This window comes from Pseudomonas sp. PA-1-6B (genome assembly GCF_021609545.1).
GTDB classification, from domain to species: Bacteria; Pseudomonadota; Gammaproteobacteria; order Pseudomonadales; family Pseudomonadaceae; genus Aquipseudomonas; species Aquipseudomonas fluorescens_BV.
This window is the reverse complement of sequence record NZ_WJZM01000014.1, coordinates 17414-39406: the sequence shown is the minus strand read 5'-3', so window position 1 is coordinate 39406 and position 21993 is coordinate 17414. Positions and strand designations below refer to the sequence as shown.

At 61.7% G+C, this 21993-nt stretch carries 17 protein-coding genes; 6 read left to right on the top strand and 11 right to left on the bottom strand.

What is annotated here, in order from left to right:
• Position 1: 1 nt before the first annotated feature.
• From GIV35_RS09440 to GIV35_RS09400, 9 genes are all read right to left on the bottom strand, one after another.
• Positions 2-934: a cupin gene (locus GIV35_RS09440; protein ID WP_236265676.1), complete on the bottom strand. Its 933-nt coding sequence runs from the start codon at positions 932-934 to the stop codon at positions 2-4.
• A 131-nt stretch (positions 935-1065) separates the two neighbouring features.
• The gene (locus GIV35_RS09435) at positions 1066-2556 is read right to left on the bottom strand and encodes an aldehyde dehydrogenase (RefSeq protein ID WP_105226819.1); all 1491 of its coding nucleotides are present in this window, start codon (positions 2554-2556) and stop codon (positions 1066-1068) included.
• 153 nt (positions 2557-2709) lie between these two features.
• Positions 2710-4089 carry an APC family permease gene (locus GIV35_RS09430; RefSeq protein ID WP_236304320.1) on the bottom strand — a complete coding sequence of 460 codons (1380 nt, stop codon included), beginning with the start codon at positions 4087-4089 and terminating at the stop codon, positions 2710-2712.
• A 146-nt stretch (positions 4090-4235) separates the two neighbouring features.
• Positions 4236-5618, bottom strand: a complete 1383-nt coding sequence (locus GIV35_RS09425; protein WP_105226817.1) for an aspartate aminotransferase family protein — start codon at positions 5616-5618, stop codon at positions 4236-4238.
• A gap of 36 nt (positions 5619-5654) precedes the next feature.
• Complete coding sequence (locus GIV35_RS09420) at positions 5655-6494, bottom strand: helix-turn-helix transcriptional regulator (RefSeq protein ID WP_200647871.1); 840 nt, start codon at positions 6492-6494, stop codon at positions 5655-5657.
• 101 nt (positions 6495-6595) lie between these two features.
• A complete protein-coding gene (locus tag GIV35_RS09415; RefSeq protein ID WP_223023617.1) occupies positions 6596-7927 on the bottom strand; it encodes an LLM class flavin-dependent oxidoreductase in 1332 nt (443 codons plus the stop codon).
• A 22-nt stretch (positions 7928-7949) separates the two neighbouring features.
• Positions 7950-8906 carry an ABC transporter substrate-binding protein gene (locus tag GIV35_RS09410; protein WP_198715761.1) on the bottom strand — a complete coding sequence of 319 codons (957 nt, stop codon included), beginning with the start codon at positions 8904-8906 and terminating at the stop codon, positions 7950-7952.
• A 279-nt stretch (positions 8907-9185) separates the two neighbouring features.
• Entirely contained in the window at positions 9186-10514 is a 1329-nt protein-coding gene (locus GIV35_RS09405) for an ATP-binding protein (RefSeq protein WP_105226813.1), read from the bottom strand.
• Entirely contained in the window at positions 10511-11221 is a 711-nt protein-coding gene (locus GIV35_RS09400; protein WP_419789570.1) for a response regulator, read from the bottom strand. The genes GIV35_RS09405 and GIV35_RS09400 overlap by 4 nt, the downstream gene beginning before the upstream one ends.
• A gap of 165 nt (positions 11222-11386) precedes the next feature.
• Here GIV35_RS09400 and GIV35_RS09395 point away from each other — a divergent pair, with 165 nt between their 5' ends.
• The 3 genes from GIV35_RS09395 (at position 11387) to GIV35_RS09385 (ending at position 13346) form a co-directional block, all read left to right on the top strand.
• A complete protein-coding gene (locus tag GIV35_RS09395; protein ID WP_034127413.1) occupies positions 11387-11698 on the top strand; it encodes a hypothetical protein in 312 nt (103 codons plus the stop codon).
• Positions 11698-12366 carry a DUF3313 domain-containing protein gene (locus GIV35_RS09390; RefSeq protein WP_236265803.1) on the top strand — a complete coding sequence of 223 codons (669 nt, stop codon included), beginning with the start codon at positions 11698-11700 and terminating at the stop codon, positions 12364-12366. The genes GIV35_RS09395 and GIV35_RS09390 overlap by 1 nt, the downstream gene beginning before the upstream one ends.
• Positions 12367-12476: 110 nt before the next feature.
• On the top strand, positions 12477-13346 hold the full coding sequence (locus tag GIV35_RS09385; protein ID WP_072446687.1) for an isocitrate lyase/PEP mutase family protein: 870 nt from the start codon (positions 12477-12479) through the stop codon (positions 13344-13346).
• Between the two features lie 4 nt (positions 13347-13350).
• On the opposite strand, the gene GIV35_RS09380 is transcribed toward GIV35_RS09385, so the two are convergent.
• Positions 13351-13827, bottom strand: a complete 477-nt coding sequence (locus GIV35_RS09380) for a winged helix-turn-helix transcriptional regulator (protein WP_105226810.1) — start codon at positions 13825-13827, stop codon at positions 13351-13353.
• 107 nt (positions 13828-13934) lie between these two features.
• Between GIV35_RS09380 and fabF the strand changes: the two genes are divergently transcribed.
• Both fabF and GIV35_RS09370 read left to right on the top strand, forming a co-directional pair.
• Complete coding sequence (gene fabF, locus GIV35_RS09375) at positions 13935-15203, top strand: beta-ketoacyl-ACP synthase II (protein WP_236304639.1); 1269 nt, start codon at positions 13935-13937, stop codon at positions 15201-15203.
• A 71-nt stretch (positions 15204-15274) separates the two neighbouring features.
• Positions 15275-15655, top strand: a complete 381-nt coding sequence (locus GIV35_RS09370) for a RidA family protein (protein ID WP_014718423.1) — start codon at positions 15275-15277, stop codon at positions 15653-15655.
• 627 nt (positions 15656-16282) lie between these two features.
• On the opposite strand, the gene GIV35_RS09365 is transcribed toward GIV35_RS09370, so the two are convergent.
• On the bottom strand, positions 16283-16636 hold the full coding sequence (locus GIV35_RS09365; protein WP_202691906.1) for a hypothetical protein: 354 nt from the start codon (positions 16634-16636) through the stop codon (positions 16283-16285).
• A gap of 482 nt (positions 16637-17118) precedes the next feature.
• Here GIV35_RS09365 and GIV35_RS09360 point away from each other — a divergent pair, with 482 nt between their 5' ends.
• Positions 17119-21987 (top strand): NAD-glutamate dehydrogenase, encoded by a 4869-nt coding sequence (locus GIV35_RS09360; protein WP_105227007.1) that lies wholly within the window; start codon positions 17119-17121, stop codon positions 21985-21987.
• The last annotated feature ends 6 nt before the right edge of the window (positions 21988-21993 follow it).

Genomic DNA, 21993 nt, shown 5'->3' with positions numbered 1-21993 from the left:
CTCAACTGAAGCGGATATCCAGCGCACGCAAGTAGGTTTGCAGCCCCGCATCCTGAATCGGGATCAGGAACGCCTCGCTAACCGATTCATTAAAATGCGCATGCCAGTAACCCGGTGGCGTCACAAACGCCAGGCCGGGCGACCAGTCGACCCGCTGCGGGTTACGGATTTGCCCATCCGCGTCCAGCTCGGTGCCCACCAATGAATAACAGCCCTTGGGGCAATCAATAATGAAGTCCAGTGCAATCGACTGATGCCGATGGGGTTTCTGCACCGATCCCGCCGGCAGAATCCCGTACATGGCCCACAGCACGTGGGTCACCGTGCGCGTCTGCGGGAAATGACGGTTGCCCAGCAGGATGCTGATGCGGCTGCGGTCCTGTGCCCTGGGATCATCGGCCGCTTCACGCAACTTCGCGTTGGCCAGCGCTGCTGGGTACAGGGTCGGCGCAAAGCGATCGGCGCGGGGTGTCACCCCCAGGTAACGCAGCAACGGCTCATCGTGCACATAGTAAAGACGCGCATCCTCGCGGGCACTGAAGTGCGCTTGCTGTAATCCCGGCAGGGCGATAAAGCAGCCCTTGGACCATTGAATCTCATACTCCCCCTGAACCACGCTGCCCTCCCCGGCAATCACGTAGAACACCTGGGAAGTGGCGTTGGGTTGCAGGGTCAGCGTGTCGCCACGGTTAAGGCGCATGAAGTTCGCGCATAGCCCGGGGCCTGTCGCAGGGCCTTCGCAGCCCAAGGCGTCGCTGAGGTCCAGCGGTACCACGCGGGAGGGGCCACTGTCATACAGCGAGGCCGGAAAGCTGTGGTAGGGAATACGGGAAATCAGGTTGGCACTGATGGGGTTCGCCGCCTTGCTGTATTCGAAGTACTCAGCGTCCACTTGGTTGATATCCGTCAGTGCGGGGTCGAATTCACGGTTCATCGGGCTCACCTCAGTCTTGGGCTGGATCGCGCAGCGCGGTTGAAGCGCTGCACGGGGTGAGTGGACTATAGGCATTGCGCGCTGACGGATGAATGCCTGTGACGGCACAGCAGTTATGCGAAACGGGGCAGTTAACGCAACTGGAACCAGGTGGTTTTCAACTGGGTGTACTTATCAAACGAATGCAGCGACAAATCGCGCCCGAACCCCGACTGTTTGCCGCCGCCAAACGGCACGGTCACGTCCAGGGCGTCAATGGTGTTGACCGACACGGTACCGGCATTCAGGGCACGGGCCACGCGATGCGCACGGTTCAGGTCATCACTCCACACCGATGCCGCCAGGCCGTAGAGGCTGTCGTTGGCTTGCTGTATGGCCTGTTCTTCGGTATCGAAGGCACTCACCGCCAGCACGGGGCCAAACACCTCCTCACGCGACAGGCGCATGTCAGCGGTGACGTTGGCGAATATCGTCGGCTGGATGAAGTTTGAACAACCCTCGATGTTCAACTGTTGGCCACCCGTCAACAGCGTGGCACCGTCTGCGCGAGCCTGCCCGATGGCTTGCATGATGCGTGCGGTTTGCCCGCTGTCGACAATTGCACCGGCGGCGCTGGCAGGGTTCAGTGGGTTGCCGGGCATCCAGGCGTGGGATTTATCGATCAGGCGCTCGATGAACTCGTCGTGGATGCAGCGTTGCACATAGAGGCGCGAATTGGCCGAACACACCTCGCCCTGGTTGAAGAAAATCCCGAAGGCCGCCTTCTCCGCCGCCAGGTCCAGGTCCTGACAGTCTGCAAACACCAGGTTCGGGCTCTTGCCACCACACTCCAGCCATACCTGTTTGAGGTTGGACTGCGCGGAGTACTGCATGAAGTACTTGCCCACTTGGGTCGAACCGGTAAACACCAGGCAATCGACGTCCGGGTGCAACCCCAGTGCCTTGCCGGCGCCCTCGCCCATGCCTGGCACCACGTTCAGCACGCCCTCGGGGACGCCCGCCTCGAGCGCCAGTTGGGCCAGGCGCAGGGCGGAAAACGGCGATTGCTCAGCGGGCTTGAGTACCACGCTATTGCCTGCCGCCAAGGCGGGTGCCAATTTCCAGGCAGCCATGTCCAGCGGAAAATTCCACGGCACCACGGCTGCAATCACGCCCAATGCTTCGCGGGTGATGGTCGCCAACGCGTTGTGGGCAGTCGGCGCGACTTGATCGTAGAGCTTGTCCAGGGCTTCACCGTACCAGGCGAACACATGGGCCGCGCCGGGCACGTCGACGTTATAGGCATCCATTACCGGCTTGCCCATGTTCAGGGAGTCCAGCAATGCGAGTTCTTCGCGGTGGGTCATCAACAGGTCGGCGAGTTTGATCAGGACTTTTTTGCGTTCGCCTGGAGGCATGCGCCGCCACGGGCCGTCGTTAAAGGCACGGCGCGCAGAGCGTACTGCCAGGTCGACCTCCACTGCACCGCAGGCGGCGACCTGCGCAAGCAAGCGGTTGGTCGCCGGGTTGATGGTGTCGAAGGTCGCCCCGGAGAGTGCACCTACGGGCTGGCCGTCGATCAGGGCGGTGCTGATGAAGGTTTGACGGGCAGCGCGTTGCTGCCAATAGTCGAGGTTGAACATGCTGTACTCCTGAATTGGGCCGTAAGGCTTTTGTAGGAGCGAGCTTGCTCGCGAAAAACTCACAGGCGCCGCGTTCATCCAGGAAGAACGCGTTATCGTTGACGTTTTTCGCGAGCAAGCTCGCTCCTACGGATGAACCGAGGTGGGGCCTGTTCATTCGGCCATTTGCAGCTCCGGCATGCGTACCCGGAACCCACGCGTGACGCAGAACAAACACACCAGCCCCAGGCCCATCCAGCCCAGGCCGATGGTGAACGACATACCCGACAGGCTCGTCCACAACCACAGCGTGCTGAGAAACCCCAGGCCCGGCAGGGCGGCGTACAGCAGATAGTTGCGTGTACCGCGCAGCTTCTGGTCGCCCAGGTAATGCTTGATCACGGCCAGGTTCACCGCCGAAAACGCGAACAGCGCGCCAAAGCTGATCATGTTGGCCACGGTGTCCAGGCTGATAAACAGCGCAATCAGCGAAAACAGGCTGACCAGCATGATCGCGTTGGCCGGCACGCGTTTTTTCGTCACCAGCTTGCCGAATACCCTGGGCAACGCGCCGTCGCGGCCCATGGCGAACAGCACGCGGGACACGCTGGCCTGGGAGACCATCGCGGAGGCGAAACAGCCCGCCACATAGGTGGCGGTAAACGCACTCACCAGCAGCTCGCCGCCGACCCGGCGCATCACATCGACCGAAGCCGAGTCGGGATCGGCAAAACTATTCCATTCCGGGAAGACCATCTGGGCGCAATACGACACCACCAGAAACAGCAACCCACCGATCAGCGACACCGCCATGATCGCCTGCGGAATGGTACGGCGCGGGTCCGGCGTCTCCTCGGCCATGGTCGACACCGCATCAAAACCCAGGAACGACAGGCACAGCACCGCCGCGCCGGTCATGATCAGCGGCACGCTGAAACCTTCATGGTGAAACGGCTCGAGCAGCGACACCGGCGCGGCTTGCCCGCTGAGGTTGTGGATCGACAACCCCACGAACACCACGATGAACACCAGTTGGGCCACGATCAGCACCCAATTGACCCGGGTAATCGACTCGATACCCACCAGATTCAGCGCCGTCACCAGGGCAATGGAGCCCAATACCCATACCGCGGTGGGCACGTTAGGAAAGTATTCGGACAAGTAGATGCCGATCAGCAAATAGCTGAGCAGCGGCAGGAAGATGTAGTCCAACAGCAAGGTCCAGCCGGCGATAAAGCCGAAGGAGGCGCCAAACGCCTTGCGCGTATAGGTGTAGACCGAGCCCGAATACGGGTGCGCCTTGACCATGCACCCATAGCTGTAGGCCGTCAGCAGCATGGCAGCCAGGGTCAACAGGTAGGCGGTGGGCAGGTGCCCTTTGGTCATCTGGGTGACCAGACCGTAGGTGGTGAACACCGCCAGCGGCACCATATACGCCAGGCCGAACAGTACCAGCCCGACAAGGCCCAGGGGTTGTCGAAAGCGGCGCGATGAGGTTGGTTGGGTTGGGGTCTGATGGGCGGGAGTATCGGCTACGTTTGTTATTGTATTCATTGCTGACTCCTGGAAAGTGGAATGCAGGGCGCCGCGGCGTTCGATCAAATCGACACCTTTGATGAATCATCCATTGGGAGCGGTGGGCAGGCCGCTATGGGGCGCCCACCCTGGTCAACCGAAGCGGCATGCAGGGGCTCAGCCCTTCACAGTTTTCCCGCGATCCGTGCGGTGCGGTCTACCGCGATGCGGGTCTTGTCGACCAGCTCATCGAGCTCCGCGCGGCTGGCTACCAGGGCCGGCGCCATGATCATGCGGCCCAGGGTCGAGCGGATGATCACGCCTTCTTCAAAGCCAAAAGTGCGGCATTGCCAGGCCAGGTCGTTTTCATTGGCAAAGCGTTTGCGCGTGGCCTTGTCCTCGACAAACTGCAAGGCTGCCAGCAGGCCGGTGCCCTGGATCTCGCCGATCAGCGGGTGGTTGCCAAAGACTTCGTGCAGGAGCTTGTGCAAATACGGCCCGGTGTCGTCCTTCACCTGGCGCACGATCCCTTCGTCACGCAAGGCCTTGAGGTTGGCCAGGGCCACCGCCGCCGCAACCGGGTGCCCGGAATACGTCAGGCCATGGGCAAACACCCCGCCCCGCTCCACCAGGGCTTCGGCCATGCGCTTGCTCAATACCAAACCACCCATGGGCAGGTAACCTGAGGTCAGGCCCTTGGCGATCGACAACGTGTCGGGTTCGAAGCCGAAATACTGATGGGCAAACCACTCACCTGTACGACCGAAACCGCCAATCACTTCATCAGCGCACAGCAGCACATCGTATTGGCGACAGATACGCTGGATCTCTGGCCAGTAGCTTTCTGGCGGAAAAATCATGCCGCCGGCGCCCTGGAAAGGTTCAGCGATAAAACCGGCGACGTTTTGCGCGCCCAACTCCAGAATCTTTTCTTCCAGTTGCAGGGCGCAGCGCCGCCCGAACTCGGCCGGGTTCAACTCACCGCCCTGGGCGTACCAATAAGGCTCGTCAATGTGCGCGACGTCCGGGATCAAGCCGCCCATTTCATGCATGAATTTCATGCCGCCCAGGGCAGACGCCGCCAGGGTGGAGCCGTGATAGCCGTTCCAGCGACCGATCATGATCTTCTTCTGCGGCTTGCCGAGCACTTGCCAGTAGCGGCGTACGGTGCGGATCAGCACTTCATTGGCTTCGGAACCGGAGTTGGTGTAGATCACATGGCTGTAGTGCCCTGGCAACAGGCTGAACAGCAACTCGGACAGCTCGATCACCGCCGGATGGGTGGTGTGAAAGAACATGTTGTAGTACGCCAACTGATCCATCTGCGCAGCAGCCGCAGCCGTCAGGTCCTTGCGCCCATAACCCAGCTGCGTGCACCACAGGCCCGACATCCCGTCCAGGTAACGCTTACCCTCGCTGTCCCACAGGTACAGGCCCTCACCGCGGACCATTACGCGCGGGCCTTCGGCATTCAGCGCCTTTTGATCCACAAAGGCATGGATATGGTGGGCCGCGTCCGAGGCCTGATAGTCCTGGGTCTGGCGTTGCGGTTCAAAGGGTAGGTTCATGGCTTTTTCTCTTGTTGTGGGTAGTCATGCGGCCGGTCAACGGCCTTTGCTCATGTAGCGTTCGAGGGGGTCTTTGCTCAGCCCGCCCTGGGCCTCGGCCAACGAGTCGATAAACAGGGAAAACAGTTCCGATTGCGTGCCGATGTCGAGCTTGCTGTAGATGTGCTTGCGGTGGGACTTGATGGTGTCTTCGGTGACCCCGAGGCGCTCGGCCAGCGAACGTGTGGAGTGACCGCGCAGGATCAACTGGGTGATCCGGCATTCGCGTTCGGTGAGCAGCGAGGAGCCGAAGTTGTTGAGTGCCGAGTGAATACGCTGTTCCAGCAGGCTTTCGAAACGCGCGCCCTGAGCCTCCAGGCCGACGAAGTGCTTGCCCAGCACTGCCAATACCCAAGGTGCTATGCGCTTGAATTGCTCGGTGGTGGCCGCGTCGAGCTTTTGCGTAAAGGCCAGCGACACTGCCAGGCTCAAGCCGTTGCTCGCCTGCAGGATGTAGTTGAGCTCATCCTCCAGGTGCGAATGCCGGTAAAACGACTGGTAGTACTCGCTGTGCTCAAAGTGGTCGGGGGCCACATCGGCAAGGTCGTAGCAGCCGGAAGCGGCGCCCTCCACGCAGGCGCCGTAGAACGGGTCGAGCAAGTAAAAACCGGAGAGGTACTGGCGCACATTGCCCTGGGGCAGCCATGGCCCGTCCAGTTCGAACAATGCGCTGGGCATGCCGTCGTGGGGGTACAGGTACAAGGTCGTGGCTTGAATGGGGTGGATACACCCCAGGGCATCGAACAACGTGGCGGCAAACCCCGCGTGCCCGATGCTCTCGGTCACCCTGGCTATTTGTTCGAACCACTGGGCTGAAGACAGTCGATCATTATCCACTTCGAAGACTCGCCGTCATAACGGTTGGGTGCGACACCAGGTCACTGGCGCCGGGGACTGAAGTGATAGTCCCATACCCGCAAAGCCATCGAAATCACCCGTTAGGGTGAGGGGGTGCGCTGGAACCTCGGAATCGCCAAGCCCAGGCTTTCGCGCAAGGTCGAGCCCTCGTAGGCCGTGCGATAAACACCGCGCTCTTGCAGCAAAGGGATCACCTCCTGAGTAAAGCGATCAAATTGCCCAGGGTGCCCGATGTAGATATTGAACCCGTCCACCGCCCGTGCCTCGAACCAATCCGCCATTTTCTGCGCTACCGTGGCGGCGCTGCCCACGAACGCGCCTGGGCGCAATTGCCGGCCAAACTCGACGGCCTGGCGCAGGCTGAAGCCCTGCTCCCGCGCCTGGTCGGCGATGCGTTTGGCAGCGGTGAAAAAACTGCTGCGCGCGGCCTCCAGGCTTTCTTGCGGGAACGGCGCATCCAGGTCGTACTGGCTGAAATCGTGCCAGCCAAAATTGCGCCCGAACTCCTTGAGTGCCAGCGCAAAACTGTGATCGAGCTGATGGTAGTGCTGCTCGATTTCCCGGGCATGGGCATCGGTGTCGCCCACATAAATTTCCGCACCGGGCATGATCAGTACCTGTTCCGGATCGCGCCCCCGTTGTGCCGCCCTGCCCTTGATATCGCGGTAAAACGCCTGGCCCTGCTCGATACTGGCCGCGTGGGTGAAGATCACATCGGCAGTGGCGGCGCCCAGGTCGCGGCCTTGCTCCGAGTCGCCGGCCTGGAAAATCACCGGCTGGCCTTGGGGCGAGCGCTGGATATTCAGCGGGCCCACCACCGAGAAGTGTTCGCCTTGGTGATTCAGGCTGTGCAGCTTGCTCGGGTCGAGAAACTGCCCAGTGGCACGGTTACGCACAAACGCATTGTCTTCGTAAGAGTTCCACAGCCCCTGTACCACCTGAACGTGTTCGGCGGCACGCCCGTAGCGGGTGGCATAGTCGTAATGTTCGTCGCGGCTGTAATTGCCGGCGGTACCGGCATCGCCACTGGTCACCACGTTCCAGCCGGCGCGGCCTTTGCTGATCAGGTCCAGGGAGGCGAGGCGCCGGGCGACGTTATAGGGCGAGTTATACGAGGTGGTCAGCGTACCGACCAGGCCGATATGCCGCGTGCTCACGGCCAGTGCCGACAGCAAGGTCAGCGGCTCCAGACGATTGAGGTAATGGGAAGGCGAGCCTTCGGTGATGAACTGGCTGTCGACGATGAACAGCAGGTCGAACAGCGCCGCCTCGGCCTGGCGCGCTATCTCGATGTACCAATCGACGTTGACGCTGGCATCGGCCGGCAACTGCGGATCAAGCCACAGGTTATGGCGGCCCGGTCCACCGCAGCCCATGGTCAGGGCGCCCAGTTTGAGCTGTCTTTTAGTCATTGCGCAGTAGTCCTTCAAGCGGTCAGGGCTGGGTGGTGGCGACGGCGGGCTGCAAGGCGGCTGCAAATGAAGGGTCGAACAACGTGGCGGCCGAGTAAGACTTGACCAGGCCCAGGCCGGCAAAAAAGTCCACGGTCTTTTGCGCCTCGATGGGCGCCTGAGGCGTCAGCGGCTCGACGGTGGTGCGTGCGCGGGCAAACCAGACGCGAGCGATGTCGGCATCAGCGCGGGTGCGCTTGGCCCAGGCATCGGCATACGCGTTGGCGTTGGCCGGGCTTTGGCGGGCCCAGTCGCGGGCTTTTTTCAGGCGCTGGAGGAAGTCGCTGATGGGTTCACGCTTGACCTCGACAGCACTGGCGTTGGCGGCAATGAAACTCTGCGCCGGGATCAAGTCTTCAGCGGTTGCCAGCACCCGCGCACCTTGGCGTTCCTGTTGCGTGACATAGGGTTCCCAGGTGGCGATCACGTCAACGGCGCCGCCTTCCAGCGCGTGGGAGGCATCCAGGGCGCTGAGGTAGCGCCATTGCAGCGAATCGCGCGCAACCCCGGCCTTGTCCAGTGCGGTCAGCAACAGTTGCTGGCTCCAGGAACCTTTCCAGATCGCAGCGCGTTTGCCTGCCAGATCGGCCAGGCTGTGGATCGACGAGTCCTTTTTTACCAGGATGGCTACGCCGTCGAGATTCTGCCGGCTGACGGCGATCACCTTGATCGGTGCGCCCAAGGCGCCCAGAAACAATACCGGGGCATCCCCGAGCAGTCCCAGGTCCAGGCTGCCGACGTTGAGCGCTTCGGCCACCGGCGACCCGGCCGTGAACTGCTTCCAGTCCAGCGTGTAAGGCAGGTCATCGAGCACCCCCGCCGCTTCCATCACGGCCTGAGCGTTGTAGCTCTGGTCGCCGACCACCAGGGTTTGGGCCTGCGCCGTCAGGCACAGCAAAGAGGCGGCCAACCCGGCCGCCAGGGTTTTGAGGTAACGCACGTTCGTCTCCAGATGCCCTGTGGGGCATTCAAGTCGATCCGCACGCACGGTCTCGGTTTTAAAAAGCTTTTATCTGTGGCGAGGGAGCTTGCTCCCGCTGGGCTGCGTAGCGGCCCCATGCTCCTGACAAAGAGCAGGGCCGCTTCGCGCCCCAGCGGGAGCAAGCTCCCTCGCCACAGGTTTTTGGGTGTCCGGGCTATTTTCGTGGGGCTGAAGGCGAGATGTAAAATACTAATAACGCATAACCTAATTCATTAATAATGCGCATATCGCATCACGCTAGCGCGGCAATTCAACCCGAGCCGCCAACCCGGAACCACGTCGATTGCTCAGGCTCAGCTCACCGCCCTGCTCGCGCACAATGGCCCGCGCCGCCGAGAGCCCAAGCCCCACCCCACCGGTATTGCGGTTGCGTGAGGTCTCGAGACGAAAGAACGGGTCGAACACACGCTCCAGGTCCGCCTCGGGAATCCCCGGGCCCTCATCGTTGACTTCGATGCACACCCTCTGGTCGTCAACACTCAGAGCAATGCTGGGGTGCCGGGCATACTTGGCGGCATTTTCCAGCAGGTTGACCACCACCCGTTTAAGCGCCAATGGCCGGCCGTGATAGACCAGATGGGGCGGCCCCCGGAAGTCGACCGCCAGCTGCTGGTCGCGATAGTCGTCGATGATGGTTTGCAGCAGTTCAGACAGATCGAATGCCGTGCTGTGCTCCAGCACCGTATCGTCGCGGAAAAACGCCAGCGCGGCATTGATCATCGACTGCATTTCCTCGACATCGCGAATCAGCTTGTGCTGATGGTCCAGATCCTCCATGAACTCACAGCGCAGGCGTATCCGCGTCAAAGGCGCGCGCAAGTCATGGGAAATGGCTGCCAGCATCTGGGTGCGTTCGCCGATGAAGTGCTGGATCTGCGCCTGCATGGTGTTGAAGGCGATAGTGGCCTGGCGTATTTCGTCGGGGCCTTCGATGTCGATCGGCGGTGCGCGCAGATCGCCGCCGAAGCGTCTGGCGGCACTGGCGAAACGCTGCAACGGCTTGGCCAATTGCCGGGTGGCCACCCAGGCGACCAGCAAGGTGGCGATCAACCCCAGGATGATGATCACCGCAATCCGCGTGGGTGCACTCAGGCCCCAACTGCGTTCGGGTGGGATGAAGGACAACCAGCTGCCATCAAGTAACTGCACCAGCGCGACATAATGCGCGTCGGGGCTGCCACGCGGCCAATCGTCCGGGCTGTACACCTGAATGGTGCGCCCCGTGCCAAACAACGCCTGTATCCCCGGGACTTCGCCCGCCTGTAGCACGTTGCCGCCGCTGGGCAGGCCGAAATCCACGGGGTCGGTATGCCACGTCACCTGCAACCGGGCATCGCTGGCCGCTGCCGCCAGGTGCGAGCGCAACGGCGCAGGCGCGGCCTCGATCACTTTCAACGTCGCGGCCATCTGCTCCAGCAACCCCGTGCGGTCGATGGGCGGACGCGCCCACACCCCGGCCACCTGCACGAACAAGGCATTGAGGGCCAGTGAGGCGAGCATCGCGGCGAGAATGGTCAGGGCGATCCGCCGGTTCAGGGTGTCGCGGCGCAGCAGGCGGCGAATCATGCGCGGGTCACCGGGGCGGTGAACAGATAGCCGCCATTGCGCACGGTGCGGATCAGGTCCGGGCGTTTGCAGTCGGACTCGATCTTGCGCCGCAGCCGGCTGACCTGCACGTCGATGCTGCGGTCGAAGGCGTCGTGGCCCTGGCCATGGGTCAGGTCGATCAACTGGTCGCGGGTGAGAATGCGCTGCGGGTGTTCGAGAAACACTACCAGCAGGTCGAACTCGCCACCGGACAACGGGATCATGACGCCCTCCGGCGAACGCAGCTCGCGACAGGTGATATCCAGATGCCAACCGGCGAAGGCAATCACCGGGCGTGAGCGCTCGTCGGCCGCGATGACCGGCTGTCCCGCACGCCGTTGCACAGCGCGCAGGCGGGCCAGCAATTCGCGCGGGGCGAAGGGTTTGGTCAGGTAGTCGTCGGCGCCCAGTTCCAGGCCAACAATGCGGTCGCTCAGCTCGCCCATGGCCGTGAGCATGATGATAGGGATGCCGAACTGCGCCCGCACTTTCTGACAGAGGCTGAGGCCGCCTTCGCCGGGCAACATGAGATCAAGAATGATCGTGTCCGGCCGCTGTTGTGCTATGGCCGCCCACATGGCCTCGCCGTCGGCGGCCACGTCGACTTCATAGGCGTGCTGGACGAAGAATTTCTTCAGCAATGCCAGCACTTCCACGTCGTCATCGACGATCAGCAGTCTGCTCACGTTCACAGATTCCCAGGCCAAAAAAAGAACGACATCTAAAACCATTCCGGCGCCGGGGTCATTTATTTCAATCGAGCAACATTCCTTCGCCACGGACACAACCCGCACATCTTTGGGCAAAACCTGTCGGGCATGCTGCACACCTCCCACTCACGAAAGACGCCTATGAAAGTTTCGAGCAGCAGGTACACCGAGCAAGCAGCAGGCGATGCGCGGCCATTGGTACTGAGCCAGCGCACCTCTTCCCCGGCTCAGGATAGCCCGATGCTGTTCCAGGAATCCTGCCTGGGGCTGAACGCGGACCTGGACCGTATCGTGCTGCGCCGCTACTTCGAACACTACAGCCCCGACGCCGGGCGCTGGGTCGAGTACGCCCACTCCATTCCCATCGCCGAGCTTGTCCACTGGATCATGACCCATGGTCAGTTGCATATCGAATCGTCACACGACACTCCAAACGAACAGGCAACCCATTGATAGCCCGTAAATGCTCACTCCTGCTCCTGATGGCGGCCACCCTGAGCCTGATGGCTTGCAGCAGCAACAAGGTCGAACCCGAGCGGTATACCGGCTTTCTTCATGACTACAGCCTGCTGAAAGAACAGCAGAGCCCGTCGGGCCAGACCGTACTGAGTTGGATCAGCCCGGCCTTGAAGCGCGGCCGCTACAAGCAGGTCTACCTGGCGCCCAGCCAGTTTTTCCCGGCTGTTGAACCCAGCGCCCAGATCCCCCAAAGCACGCTCTCCCACGTCACCGGCTACTACGACCTGGTACTGCGCTCGGAACTTGGCAAATACGTTTATCTGGCCTCAAAACCTGGCCCTGACACCCTCACAGTACGGCCTGCCATCACCCGCATCGCCACCAGCCCACAGGGGCTGCGGTTTTATGAGTGGCTGCCGATCACCCTGGTCGCAGCGGGCGTGAGCGCCGCCACTGGCATCCGCGATCGAGACATTGAAATCGCCACGGAGCTGTCATTGGAAGATGGTTCGACCGGCGATGTCGTGGCGGCCATGGTGCGTAAAGGCACCGGCGCACCCCTGGCCAATGACAAGCAAGTCATGACCGCCGACAACGTCAAGGACGTGCTCGACGGCTGGGCTCGCGACCTGGGTACGTCGTACAGTGCAGTCGCTCGATAACCCTCGCCGCGCTCAAACGTCATAATCACAGGGGCATCTGCGTGGTAATCTCCCGGCACCACGAATAGACATTGATCGTCACTTGACGATGACCAAAGCCAGGAAAGACCATGCCCAAGATTTCTCACTCAGCGCTACGCCGTAATTTCCGTGACCTGCTGGCAACGCCCCTGTGCGTTGAAACCGCCTCCGTATTCGACCCCATGTCTGCCCGCATCGCGGCCGACCTGGGGTTTGAAGTGGGAATCCTGGGCGGCTCGGTGGCCTCCCTGCAGGTGCTGGCGGCTCCCGATTTTGCGTTGATTACCCTGAGTGAGTTCGTCGAGCAAGCCACCCGCATCGGCCGTGTGGCCCAGTTGCCCTTCATCGCCGATGCCGACCATGGCTACGGCAACGCCCTGAACGTGATGCGCACCGTCGAAGAACTGGAACGTGCCGGCGTCGCAGCGCTGACCATCGAAGACACCCTCTTGCCCGCGCAATTCGGGCGTAAATCCACGGACCTGATTTCCGTCGAAGAAGGCATCGGCAAGGTCAAGGCCGCGCTAGAGGCGCGTGTCGACCCGGCGCTGTCGATCATTGCGCGCACCAACGCCGGCGTGCTGCCCACCCGCGACGTGATTGCACGGACCAAGGCCTACGAAAAGGCCGGCGCTGACGGCATCTGCATGGTCGGCGTCAAGGACTTCGACCACCTGGAGCAGATCGCTGAGAACCTCAGCGTTCCGCTGATGCTGGTGACCTACGGCAACCCACAACTGCACGACAGCGAGCGCCTGGCCAGCCTGGGCGTACGCATCGTGGTGGCCGGGCATGGCGCCTATTTCGCCGCGATCAAGGCCACTTACGACAGCCTGCGTGCCCAGCGTCAGCTGACCCACAGCACCTCGAACCTCAGTGCGACGGAGTTGACCCACACCTACACCTTGCCTGAGAGCTATGTGGCGTGGGCCGAAGAGTTCATGGATGTAAAAGAGTAATCAATCACTCACGGCTCAGCCGTTGGCGCATTCCTGCGCTGGCGGCCGGGCCGGGCTGTACCACGCACTGATCCATCGCCACCCACGCCCCTTCCTCCGTCGCCATCATCGGCTGCACCGGTCGGCCCGTCTCACGGTCCACTACCTCGACACTGATGCCCTCCTCGGCGTAATGCCGATTGCCCCACGCCACCAACGCCATTAGCACCATACGAAAGTCTTCGCCTCTGGCCGTCGGCACGTATTCGTAGCGTGGCGGCCGCTCGCTGTAGGCGCGGCGCTCCAGCATCCCCGCGTCTACCAAGCCATTAAGGCGGCGCGTGAGCATGTTGGGCGCGATGCCCAGGCTGCGCGAGAACTCGTCAAAACGGCGCAAGCCGTGCAAGGCGTCGCGCATGATCAGCATGCTCCACCACTCCCCTACCCGTTCAAGGCTACGGGCGATGGGGCATTCGGCACTGATGAGGGATTTGCGCTGCATAAGTATTCCTGTGTGCGAGTACAAACTTGTATGACGCCATGTTACTTTCATGATGATAGTGACGTCCATACGCTGTGTATCCTTCAAGCAACAGGAGTCGATTGAGCATGAGTAAACGTATCGTCGTGACGGGCATGGGCGCGCTGACACCGCTGGGGTCGAGCGTGGAATCCACTTGGCAGCGCTTGCTGGACGGGCAGTCGGGCATCCGCCGCTTGCCGCAAGAGTTGATCGGTGATCTGGCGGTCACCATCGGCGGCCAGGTGCAGAGTGTGTTGCAAGACCCCGAAGCCGGTTTTGATCCTGATCGACTATTGGCAGCCAAGGAACAGCGCAAGATGGACCGCTTTATCCTGTTTGCCCTGGCGGCGGCGGATGAAGCCCTGAAGCAGGCCAATTGGGCCCCCAGAACACCCGAGGAGCAGGAACGCACGGCAACCATCATCGCCTCCGGTGTCGGTGGTTTTCCGGCCATTGCCGATGCGGTGCGCACCACTGACAGCAAGGGCCCGCGTCGTTTGTCGCCCTTCACCATTCCATCGTTTCTGAGCAACATGGCCGCCGGGCATGTGTCGATCAACTATGGCTTGAAAGGCCCTCTGGGTGCGCCAGTAACCGCGTGTGCCGCCGGGGTTCAGGCTATCGGCGACGCAGCGCGAATGATTCGCGCCGGGGAAGTCGACGTCGCGGTATGCGGCGGTGCCGAAGCGGCGATTCATCGCGTCAGCCTTGCCGGCTTCGCCGCGGCGCGAGCGCTGTCCAGCGATTTCAATGCCACCCCGCAGCGCGCTTCGCGCCCCTTCGATCAGGCGCGCGACGGCTTTGTGATGGGCGAAGGCGCCGGCATTCTGGTAATTGAAGAACTCGAACATGCCCTGGCGCGGGGTGCGCAGCCGATTGCCGAACTGGTGGGCTATGGCACCAGTGCAGACGCCTATCACATGACCGCTGGGCCTGAAGACGGTGACGGTGCGCGCCGGGCAATGACTCAAGCGTTGCGCCAGGCGGGCATCGAGGCGTCGCAGGTGCAGTACCTGAATGCCCACGCGACCTCCACACCTGTGGGCGACAAAGGCGAGCTGGCGGCGATCAGGACGCTATTCGGTACTGGCGGCAGCCCGGCCATCAGCTCGACAAAATCCGCCACCGGCCACTTGCTCGGTGCTGCGGGGGGCATCGAAGCCGTCTTCACCGTGCTTGCCCTGCGTGACCAGATCGCGCCAATGACACTCAACCTGGAAAACCCGGACGCCCTCGCCGACGGCCTGGACATGGTGCGCGATGAGGCGCGGCCCATGCCGATTGAATATGCGCTGTCCAATGGCTTCGGCTTTGGCGGCGTGAACGCCAGCGTACTGTTCCGACGCTGGACATAAGCCGGGGTTTGCCCCTGGGCTGAATTTCACCGACCATGGCGCCTTTCTGTTCCTGCCAACACGAGGTGCCCATGGCCAACCACGACCTGTCCTATACCCCTGACCCAGACGCCGATTCCATCTCCTCCGACGTGATCGGCTTCAACGGCATCCTGGTCTCCACCCAGATTCCCACCCATGCCGATGGCAGCCTTGAGCTGGGCGATATCACCCTGCAAAGCGAGTGCACCCTGCAAGCGCTGAAAGTTGCCTTGGAAAAGGCTGGCAGTTCGATGGACCGGGTTATGCACCTGACCATCTACCTCACTGACATGGCCGACCGTGCTGCGTTCAACGAGGTCTACAAGCGCTTTTTCGCCAAGCCCTGGCCAGTGCGGGCGGCAGTGGGCGTTGCCGCCTTGGCGGTGGAAGGTATGCGGGTGGAAGTGACGGCGATGGCTGCCAAGGCTTGAATCTGTGGCGCCGTTAGCGCCGATCTGATCGAAATGTCGAACGCGGTCAAAAAGGTGGGCTTGCCTGCGATAGCGGTGGTGAATGTTCCATCGCCATCGCAGCATAGGTATCTACACAACTTTGTGGGCTGTACCCGCCAACGGTAACTACGATGCGAAGCGAGCCGCTCTTGCTCTTGATCTGCTTTTGATCTTGATCTTAAGCGCCCCGTCAAACCACGCTGGCCGGAATTCGACAGGGATTTGGGGGGTAAACCGGCAGGGATGCCGGTTTAGCCGCCCCGCGCCATGGATGGCGCGTGGCGGCGGCCCCCCAAATCACTGGCGGATTACGGGCACACCGAGCCTAGGCGAGGTGCCGAGTGGTGGGGCAAGAGCGTTTTGCTTACTTTTGCGCTTTTCAAAAGTGAGCCGCTGTCAGAGCGGAACCCTAGGTGGCCGTTACCTAAATAACGGATATGTACCCGGTTCAACTGTGTTGACTGTTAGGCCGTCTTCGCAGGCAAGCCAGCTCCCACATTTGGATCGCCGTGCCTCAGCCAGATCAGCGTCGGCTGTCAGGCCGTCACGGGAGCAAGCTCCCTCGCCACAGATTTAGCGTCGTGCCGAAGTTTCAAGTGGCCGGTTTCAAGTCCGAATGAACGTGCCGGTGCCTGTGAGGATGTTCTGCAGGGTTTGCTGCACTTCGGCCATGTCTGACGCGGCGGTGCCGTGGGTGATCTCCAGCTGGTCCTTGCCGCCCAGGGCATCGGCATCGCCGGCCGCCAGTTCGATCAATAAGGTGGTGTCGCCCAACGTCACTTTCAGCCCATCCAGGGTCGAAGGTTCGTAGTCCCAGGTCAGCTCCACTTCGTCTTCATCCGGGTAACGGGTGAGCATGAACATTTCGCCGTTCTTGCCGTGACAGCAAAGCATGGCCATGTTGTCTTCTTCGTCGTCGCACGGGGTGGCCATCAGGGCGTCGGTTTTCAGCTGCAGCATGGGGCAATCCTGTGTAGGGGAGGGCAATTGTGCCACTGCGGCGAATTTTGTGCTTCATCCTGTGTCGGAAGTTGGGCATGACCTGACGGGCCGGATCGGTCATTTCTGGTACTGATGGTGTGCAAAGTAGCAAGATTTTCTACCGAAAATCCGAGGTTGCCCAAGTTGCAACCGGCACCCTGCTTACCGATGACCGAATATGTCGCAGCGTTGCAAGCAGCGTTCTTCCTACACTCGTTAAGCTGCGCAACGGATGTGCCCTGTGCCAGGCGCCTGACCTGCCCGTCGTATCGTCATCTGGCCAACGGCATGCCGTATGGAAGTTGTATGTGACCTGACTGTCCTGTCCAGCTTCACCCACCTGTCACCCTGATTCGTTTATGGTGCTTGTCAGCACACCAGCGAACAGAGCTGACGGTCTCCCCGCAAGGGGATAACACGCGACGCTTTCATCAATAACAAGCCCAAGCGGAGTACCACAGATGGCGTTCTTCACCGCAGCCAGCAAGGCCGACTTCCAGCATCAACTGCAAGCGGCACTGGCGCAGCACCTCAGTGAACAGGCACTGCCACAAGTGGCGCTGTTCGCTGAACAATTCTTCGGCATCATTTCTCTGGACGAACTGACCCAGCGTCGCCTTTCCGACCTGGCCGGTTGCACCCTGTCTGCCTGGCGCCTGCTTGAGCGCTTTGATCACACCCAACCGCAAGTGCGGGTCTACAACCCCGATTACGAACGTCATGGCTGGCAATCGACCCACACTGCGGTCGAAGTGCTGCACCATGACCTGCCCTTTCTGGTCGACTCGGTACGCACCGAGCTGAACCGCCGGGGCTACAGCATCCATACCCTGCAAACCACCGTGCTCAGCGTGCGTCGTGGCAGCAAGGGCGAGCTGCTGGAAATCCTGCCCAAGGGCACCCAGGGCGAAGGCATCCTGCAAGAATCGCTGATGTACCTGGAGATCGACCGCTGCGCCAATGCCGCCGAACTGAACGTGCTGAGCAAAGAGCTTGAGCAGGTGCTGGGCGAAGTACGCGTGGCCGTGGCCGATTTCGAACCGATGAAAGCCAAGGTCCAGGACCTGCTGGCTGGTATCGACGCCAGCGCGTTCGCCATCGACGGCGAAGAAAAAGCCGAGATCAAGAACTTCCTCGAATGGCTGGTGGGCAACCACTTCACCTTCCTGGGCTACGAAGAGTTCGTGGTACGTGACGAGGCGGACGGCGGTCATATCGAATATGACGCCAGCTCCTTCCTCGGTCTGACCAAGCTGCTGCGCGCCGGCCTCACCGCCGAAGACCTGCGCATCGAAGACTACGCCGTGGCCTACCTGCGCGAGCCGACCGTACTGTCGTTCGCCAAGGCCGCCCACCCAAGCCGCGTGCACCGCCCGGCCTACCCGGACTACGTGTCGATCCGCGAGATCAGCGCCGACGGCAAGGTCATCAAGGAACACCGTTTCATGGGCCTGTACACCTCCTCGGTGTATGGCGAAAGCGTGCGGGTGATCCCTTACATCCGTCGCAAGGTCGCGGAAATCGAACGTCGTTCGGGCTTCCAGGCCAAGGCGCACCTGGGTAAAGAGCTTGCCCAGGTGGTGGAAGTATTGCCCCGCGACGACCTGTTCCAGACTCCGGTCGACGAGCTGTTCAGCACCGTGATGTCGATCGTGCAGATCCAGGAGCGCAACAAGATCCGCGTGTTCCTGCGCAAAGACCCCTATGGTCGTTTCTGCTACTGCCTGGCGTACGTGCCACGCGACATCTACTCCACCGAAGTGCGCCAGAAGATCCAGCAAGTGCTGATGGACCGCCTGAAGGCCTCGGACTGCGAGTTCTGGACCTTCTTCTCCGAGTCCGTGCTTGCCCGTGTACAACTGATTCTGCGGGTTGACCCGAAGAACCGCCTGGACATCGACCCGCTGCAACTGGAAAAAGAAGTGGTGCAGGCCTGCCGCAGCTGGCAGGACGACTACGCCAGCCTGGTAGTGGAAAGCTTCGGCGAAGCCCAGGGCACCAACGTGCTGGCGGATTTCCCCAAAGGCTTCCCGGCCGGCTACCGCGAGCGTTTCGCCGCGCATTCGGCTGTGGTCGACATGCAGCACCTCAACAGCCTGACCGAAGCCAACCCGCTGGTGATGAGCTTCTATCAGCCGCTGGGCCAGGTCTCCGGCCAGCGTGAGCTGCATTGCAAGCTCTACCACGCTGACACGCCGCTGGCGCTGTCCGACGTGCTGCCGATTCTGGAAAACCTCGGCCTGCGTGTGCTGGGCGAGTTCCCGTATCGCCTGCGCCATGCCAATGGCCGTGAGTTCTGGATTCATGACTTTGCGTTCATCGCCGCCGAAGGCGTGAACCTGGATATCCAGCAGCTCAACGACACCCTGCAGGATGCATTCGTGCACATCGTGCATGGCGATGCCGAGAACGATGCGTTCAACCGCCTGGTCCTCACCGCCGGCCTGCCATGGCGCGACGTGGCGCTGCTGCGTGCCTATGCCCGTTACCTGAAGCAGATTCGCCTGGGCTTCGACCTGGGTTACATCGCCAGCACCCTGAACAACCACACCGACATCGCCCGCGAGTTGACCCGGTTGTTCAAGACCCGCTTCTACCTGGCGCGCAAGCTCACTGCCGACGACCTGGAAGACAAGCAGCAACGCCTGGAGCAAGCGATCCTCAGCGCCCTGGACGACGTTCAGGTGCTCAACGAAGACCGCATCCTGCGTCGCTACCTGGACCTGATCAAGGCCACCCTGCGTACCAACTTCTACCAGACCGATGCCAACGGCCAGAACAAGTCGTACTTCAGCTTCAAGTTCGACCCGCGTGCTATCCCCGAGCTGCCCAAGCCAGTGCCGAAGTTTGAAATCTTCGTGTACTCGCCGCGGGTCGAAGGCGTGCACCTGCGCTTTGGCAACGTGGCTCGTGGCGGCCTGCGCTGGTCCGACCGTGAAGAAGACTTCCGCACCGAAGTGCTTGGCCTGGTAAAAGCCCAGCAAGTGAAGAACTCGGTGATCGTGCCGGTGGGCGCCAAGGGCGGCTTCCTGCCGCGTCGCCTGCCATTGGGCGGCAGCCGGGACGAGATCGCGGCCGAAGGCATCGCCTGCTACCGCATCTTCATTTCCGGCCTGTTGGACATCACCGACAACCTGAAAGACGGCGCGCTGGTGCCGCCGGCCAACGTCGTGCGTCATGACGACGATGACCCGTATCTGGTGGTGGCGGCGGACAAGGGCACTGCGACCTTCTCCGACATCGCCAACGGCATTGCCATCGACTACGGCTTCTGGCTGGGCGATGCGTTCGCCTCCGGTGGTTCGGCTGGTTACGACCACAAGAAAATGGGCATCACCGCCAAGGGCGCGTGGGTCGGTGTACAGCGTCACTTCCGTGAGCGCGGCATCAACGTGCAGGAAGACAGCATCACTGTGGTAGGTGTCGGCGATATGGCCGGTGACGTGTTCGGTAACGGCTTGTTGATGTCGGACAAACTGCAACTGGTCGCAGCGTTCAACCACCTGCATATCTTCGTTGACCCGAACCCGAACCCGGCCACCAGCTTCGTCGAGCGCAAGCGTTTGTTCGAACTGCCGCGTTCGGCCTGGACCGACTACGACACCAGCATCATGTCTGAAGGTGGCGGTATCTTCTCGCGCAGCGCGAAAAGCATTGCCATCTCGCCACAGATGAAAGAACGCTTCGACATCCAGGCCGACAAGCTGACCCCGACCGAACTGCTCAACGCCTTGCTCAAGGCGCCGGTGGACCTGTTGTGGAACGGCGGTATCGGTACCTACGTCAAGGCCAGCACCGAGAGCCATGCCGATGTGGGCGACAAGGCCAACGACGCACTGCGCGTCAACGGCAACGAGCTGCGCTGCAAGGTAGTGGGCGAGGGCGGTAACCTGGGCATGACCCAGCTGGGCCGGGTGGAATTCGGCCTCAATGGCGGCGGTTCCAACACCGACTTCATCGACAACGCCGGTGGCGTGGATTGCTCCGACCACGAAGTGAACATCAAGATCCTGCTCAACGAAGTGGTGCAGGCCGGTGACATGACCGACAAGCAGCGCAACCAGCTGCTGGCGAGCATGACCGACGAAGTCGGCAACCTGGTGTTGGGCAACAACTACAAGCAGACCCAGGCTCTGTCCCTGGCTGCGCGCAAGGCTTACGAGCGCGCTGCCGAGTACAAGCGCCTGATGAGCGACCTGGAAGGCCGTGGCAAGCTGGACCGCGCCATCGAGTACCTGCCGACCGAAGAGCAGCTCACCGAGCGCGCTTCCGCTGGCAAGGGGCTGACCCGTCCGGAGCTGTCGGTGCTGATCTCGTACAGCAAGATCGACCTCAAGGAAGCACTGCTCAAGTCGCTGGTACCGGATGACGAGTACCTGACCCGTGACATGGAGACCGCGTTCCCACCGAGCCTGGTGGCCAAGTTCGGCGAAGCCATGCGTCGCCATCGTCTGAAGCGCGAGATCGTCAGCACTCAGATCGCCAACGATCTGGTCAACCACATGGGCATCACCTTCGTTCAGCGACTCAAAGAGTCGACCGGCATGAGCCCGGCGAACGTGGCGGGCGCTTATGTGATCGTGCGGGACATCTTCCATCTCCCGCACTGGTTCCGTCAGATTGAAGCCCTGGACCACCAGGTTTCCGCTGACGTGCAACTGGAGCTGATGGACGAGTTGATGCGCCTGGGCCGTCGCGCTACGCGCTGGTTCCTGCGCAGCCGTCGCAACGAGCAAGACGCCGGGCGCGATACCGCGCACTTCGGTCCGCACCTGGCGGCGCTGGGCCTCAAGCTCGACGAACTGCTGGAAGGCCCGACCCGCGAAGGCTGGCAGAACCGCTACCAGGCCTACACCCAGGCCGGCGTACCGGAGTTGTTGGCACGCATGGTTGCAGGCACTACCCACCTGTACACCTTGCTGCCGATCATCGAAGCCGCCGACGTGACCGGGCATGACGCCGCCGAAGTGGCCAAGGCTTACTTCGCCGTGGGCAGCGCCCTGGACTTGCCATGGTACCTGCAGCAGATCAGTGATCTGCCAGTGGCCAACAACTGGCAGGCCCAGGCCCGCGAAGCCTTCCGCGATGACGTGGACTGGCAGCAACGGGCGATCACCATTTCGGTCCTGCAAATGGCCGATGCGCCGCAAGACATGGAAGCCCGCGTGGCCCTGTGGCTTGAGCAGCATCAGGACATGGCGGATCGCTGGCGTGCCATGATGGTGGAAATTCGTGCCGCGGTGGGCACGGACTACGCCATGTACGCGGTGGCCAACCGTGAGTTGCTGGACCTGGCGTTGAGTGGCCAGTCGGTGTTGCAACCGGCTTGATGACTC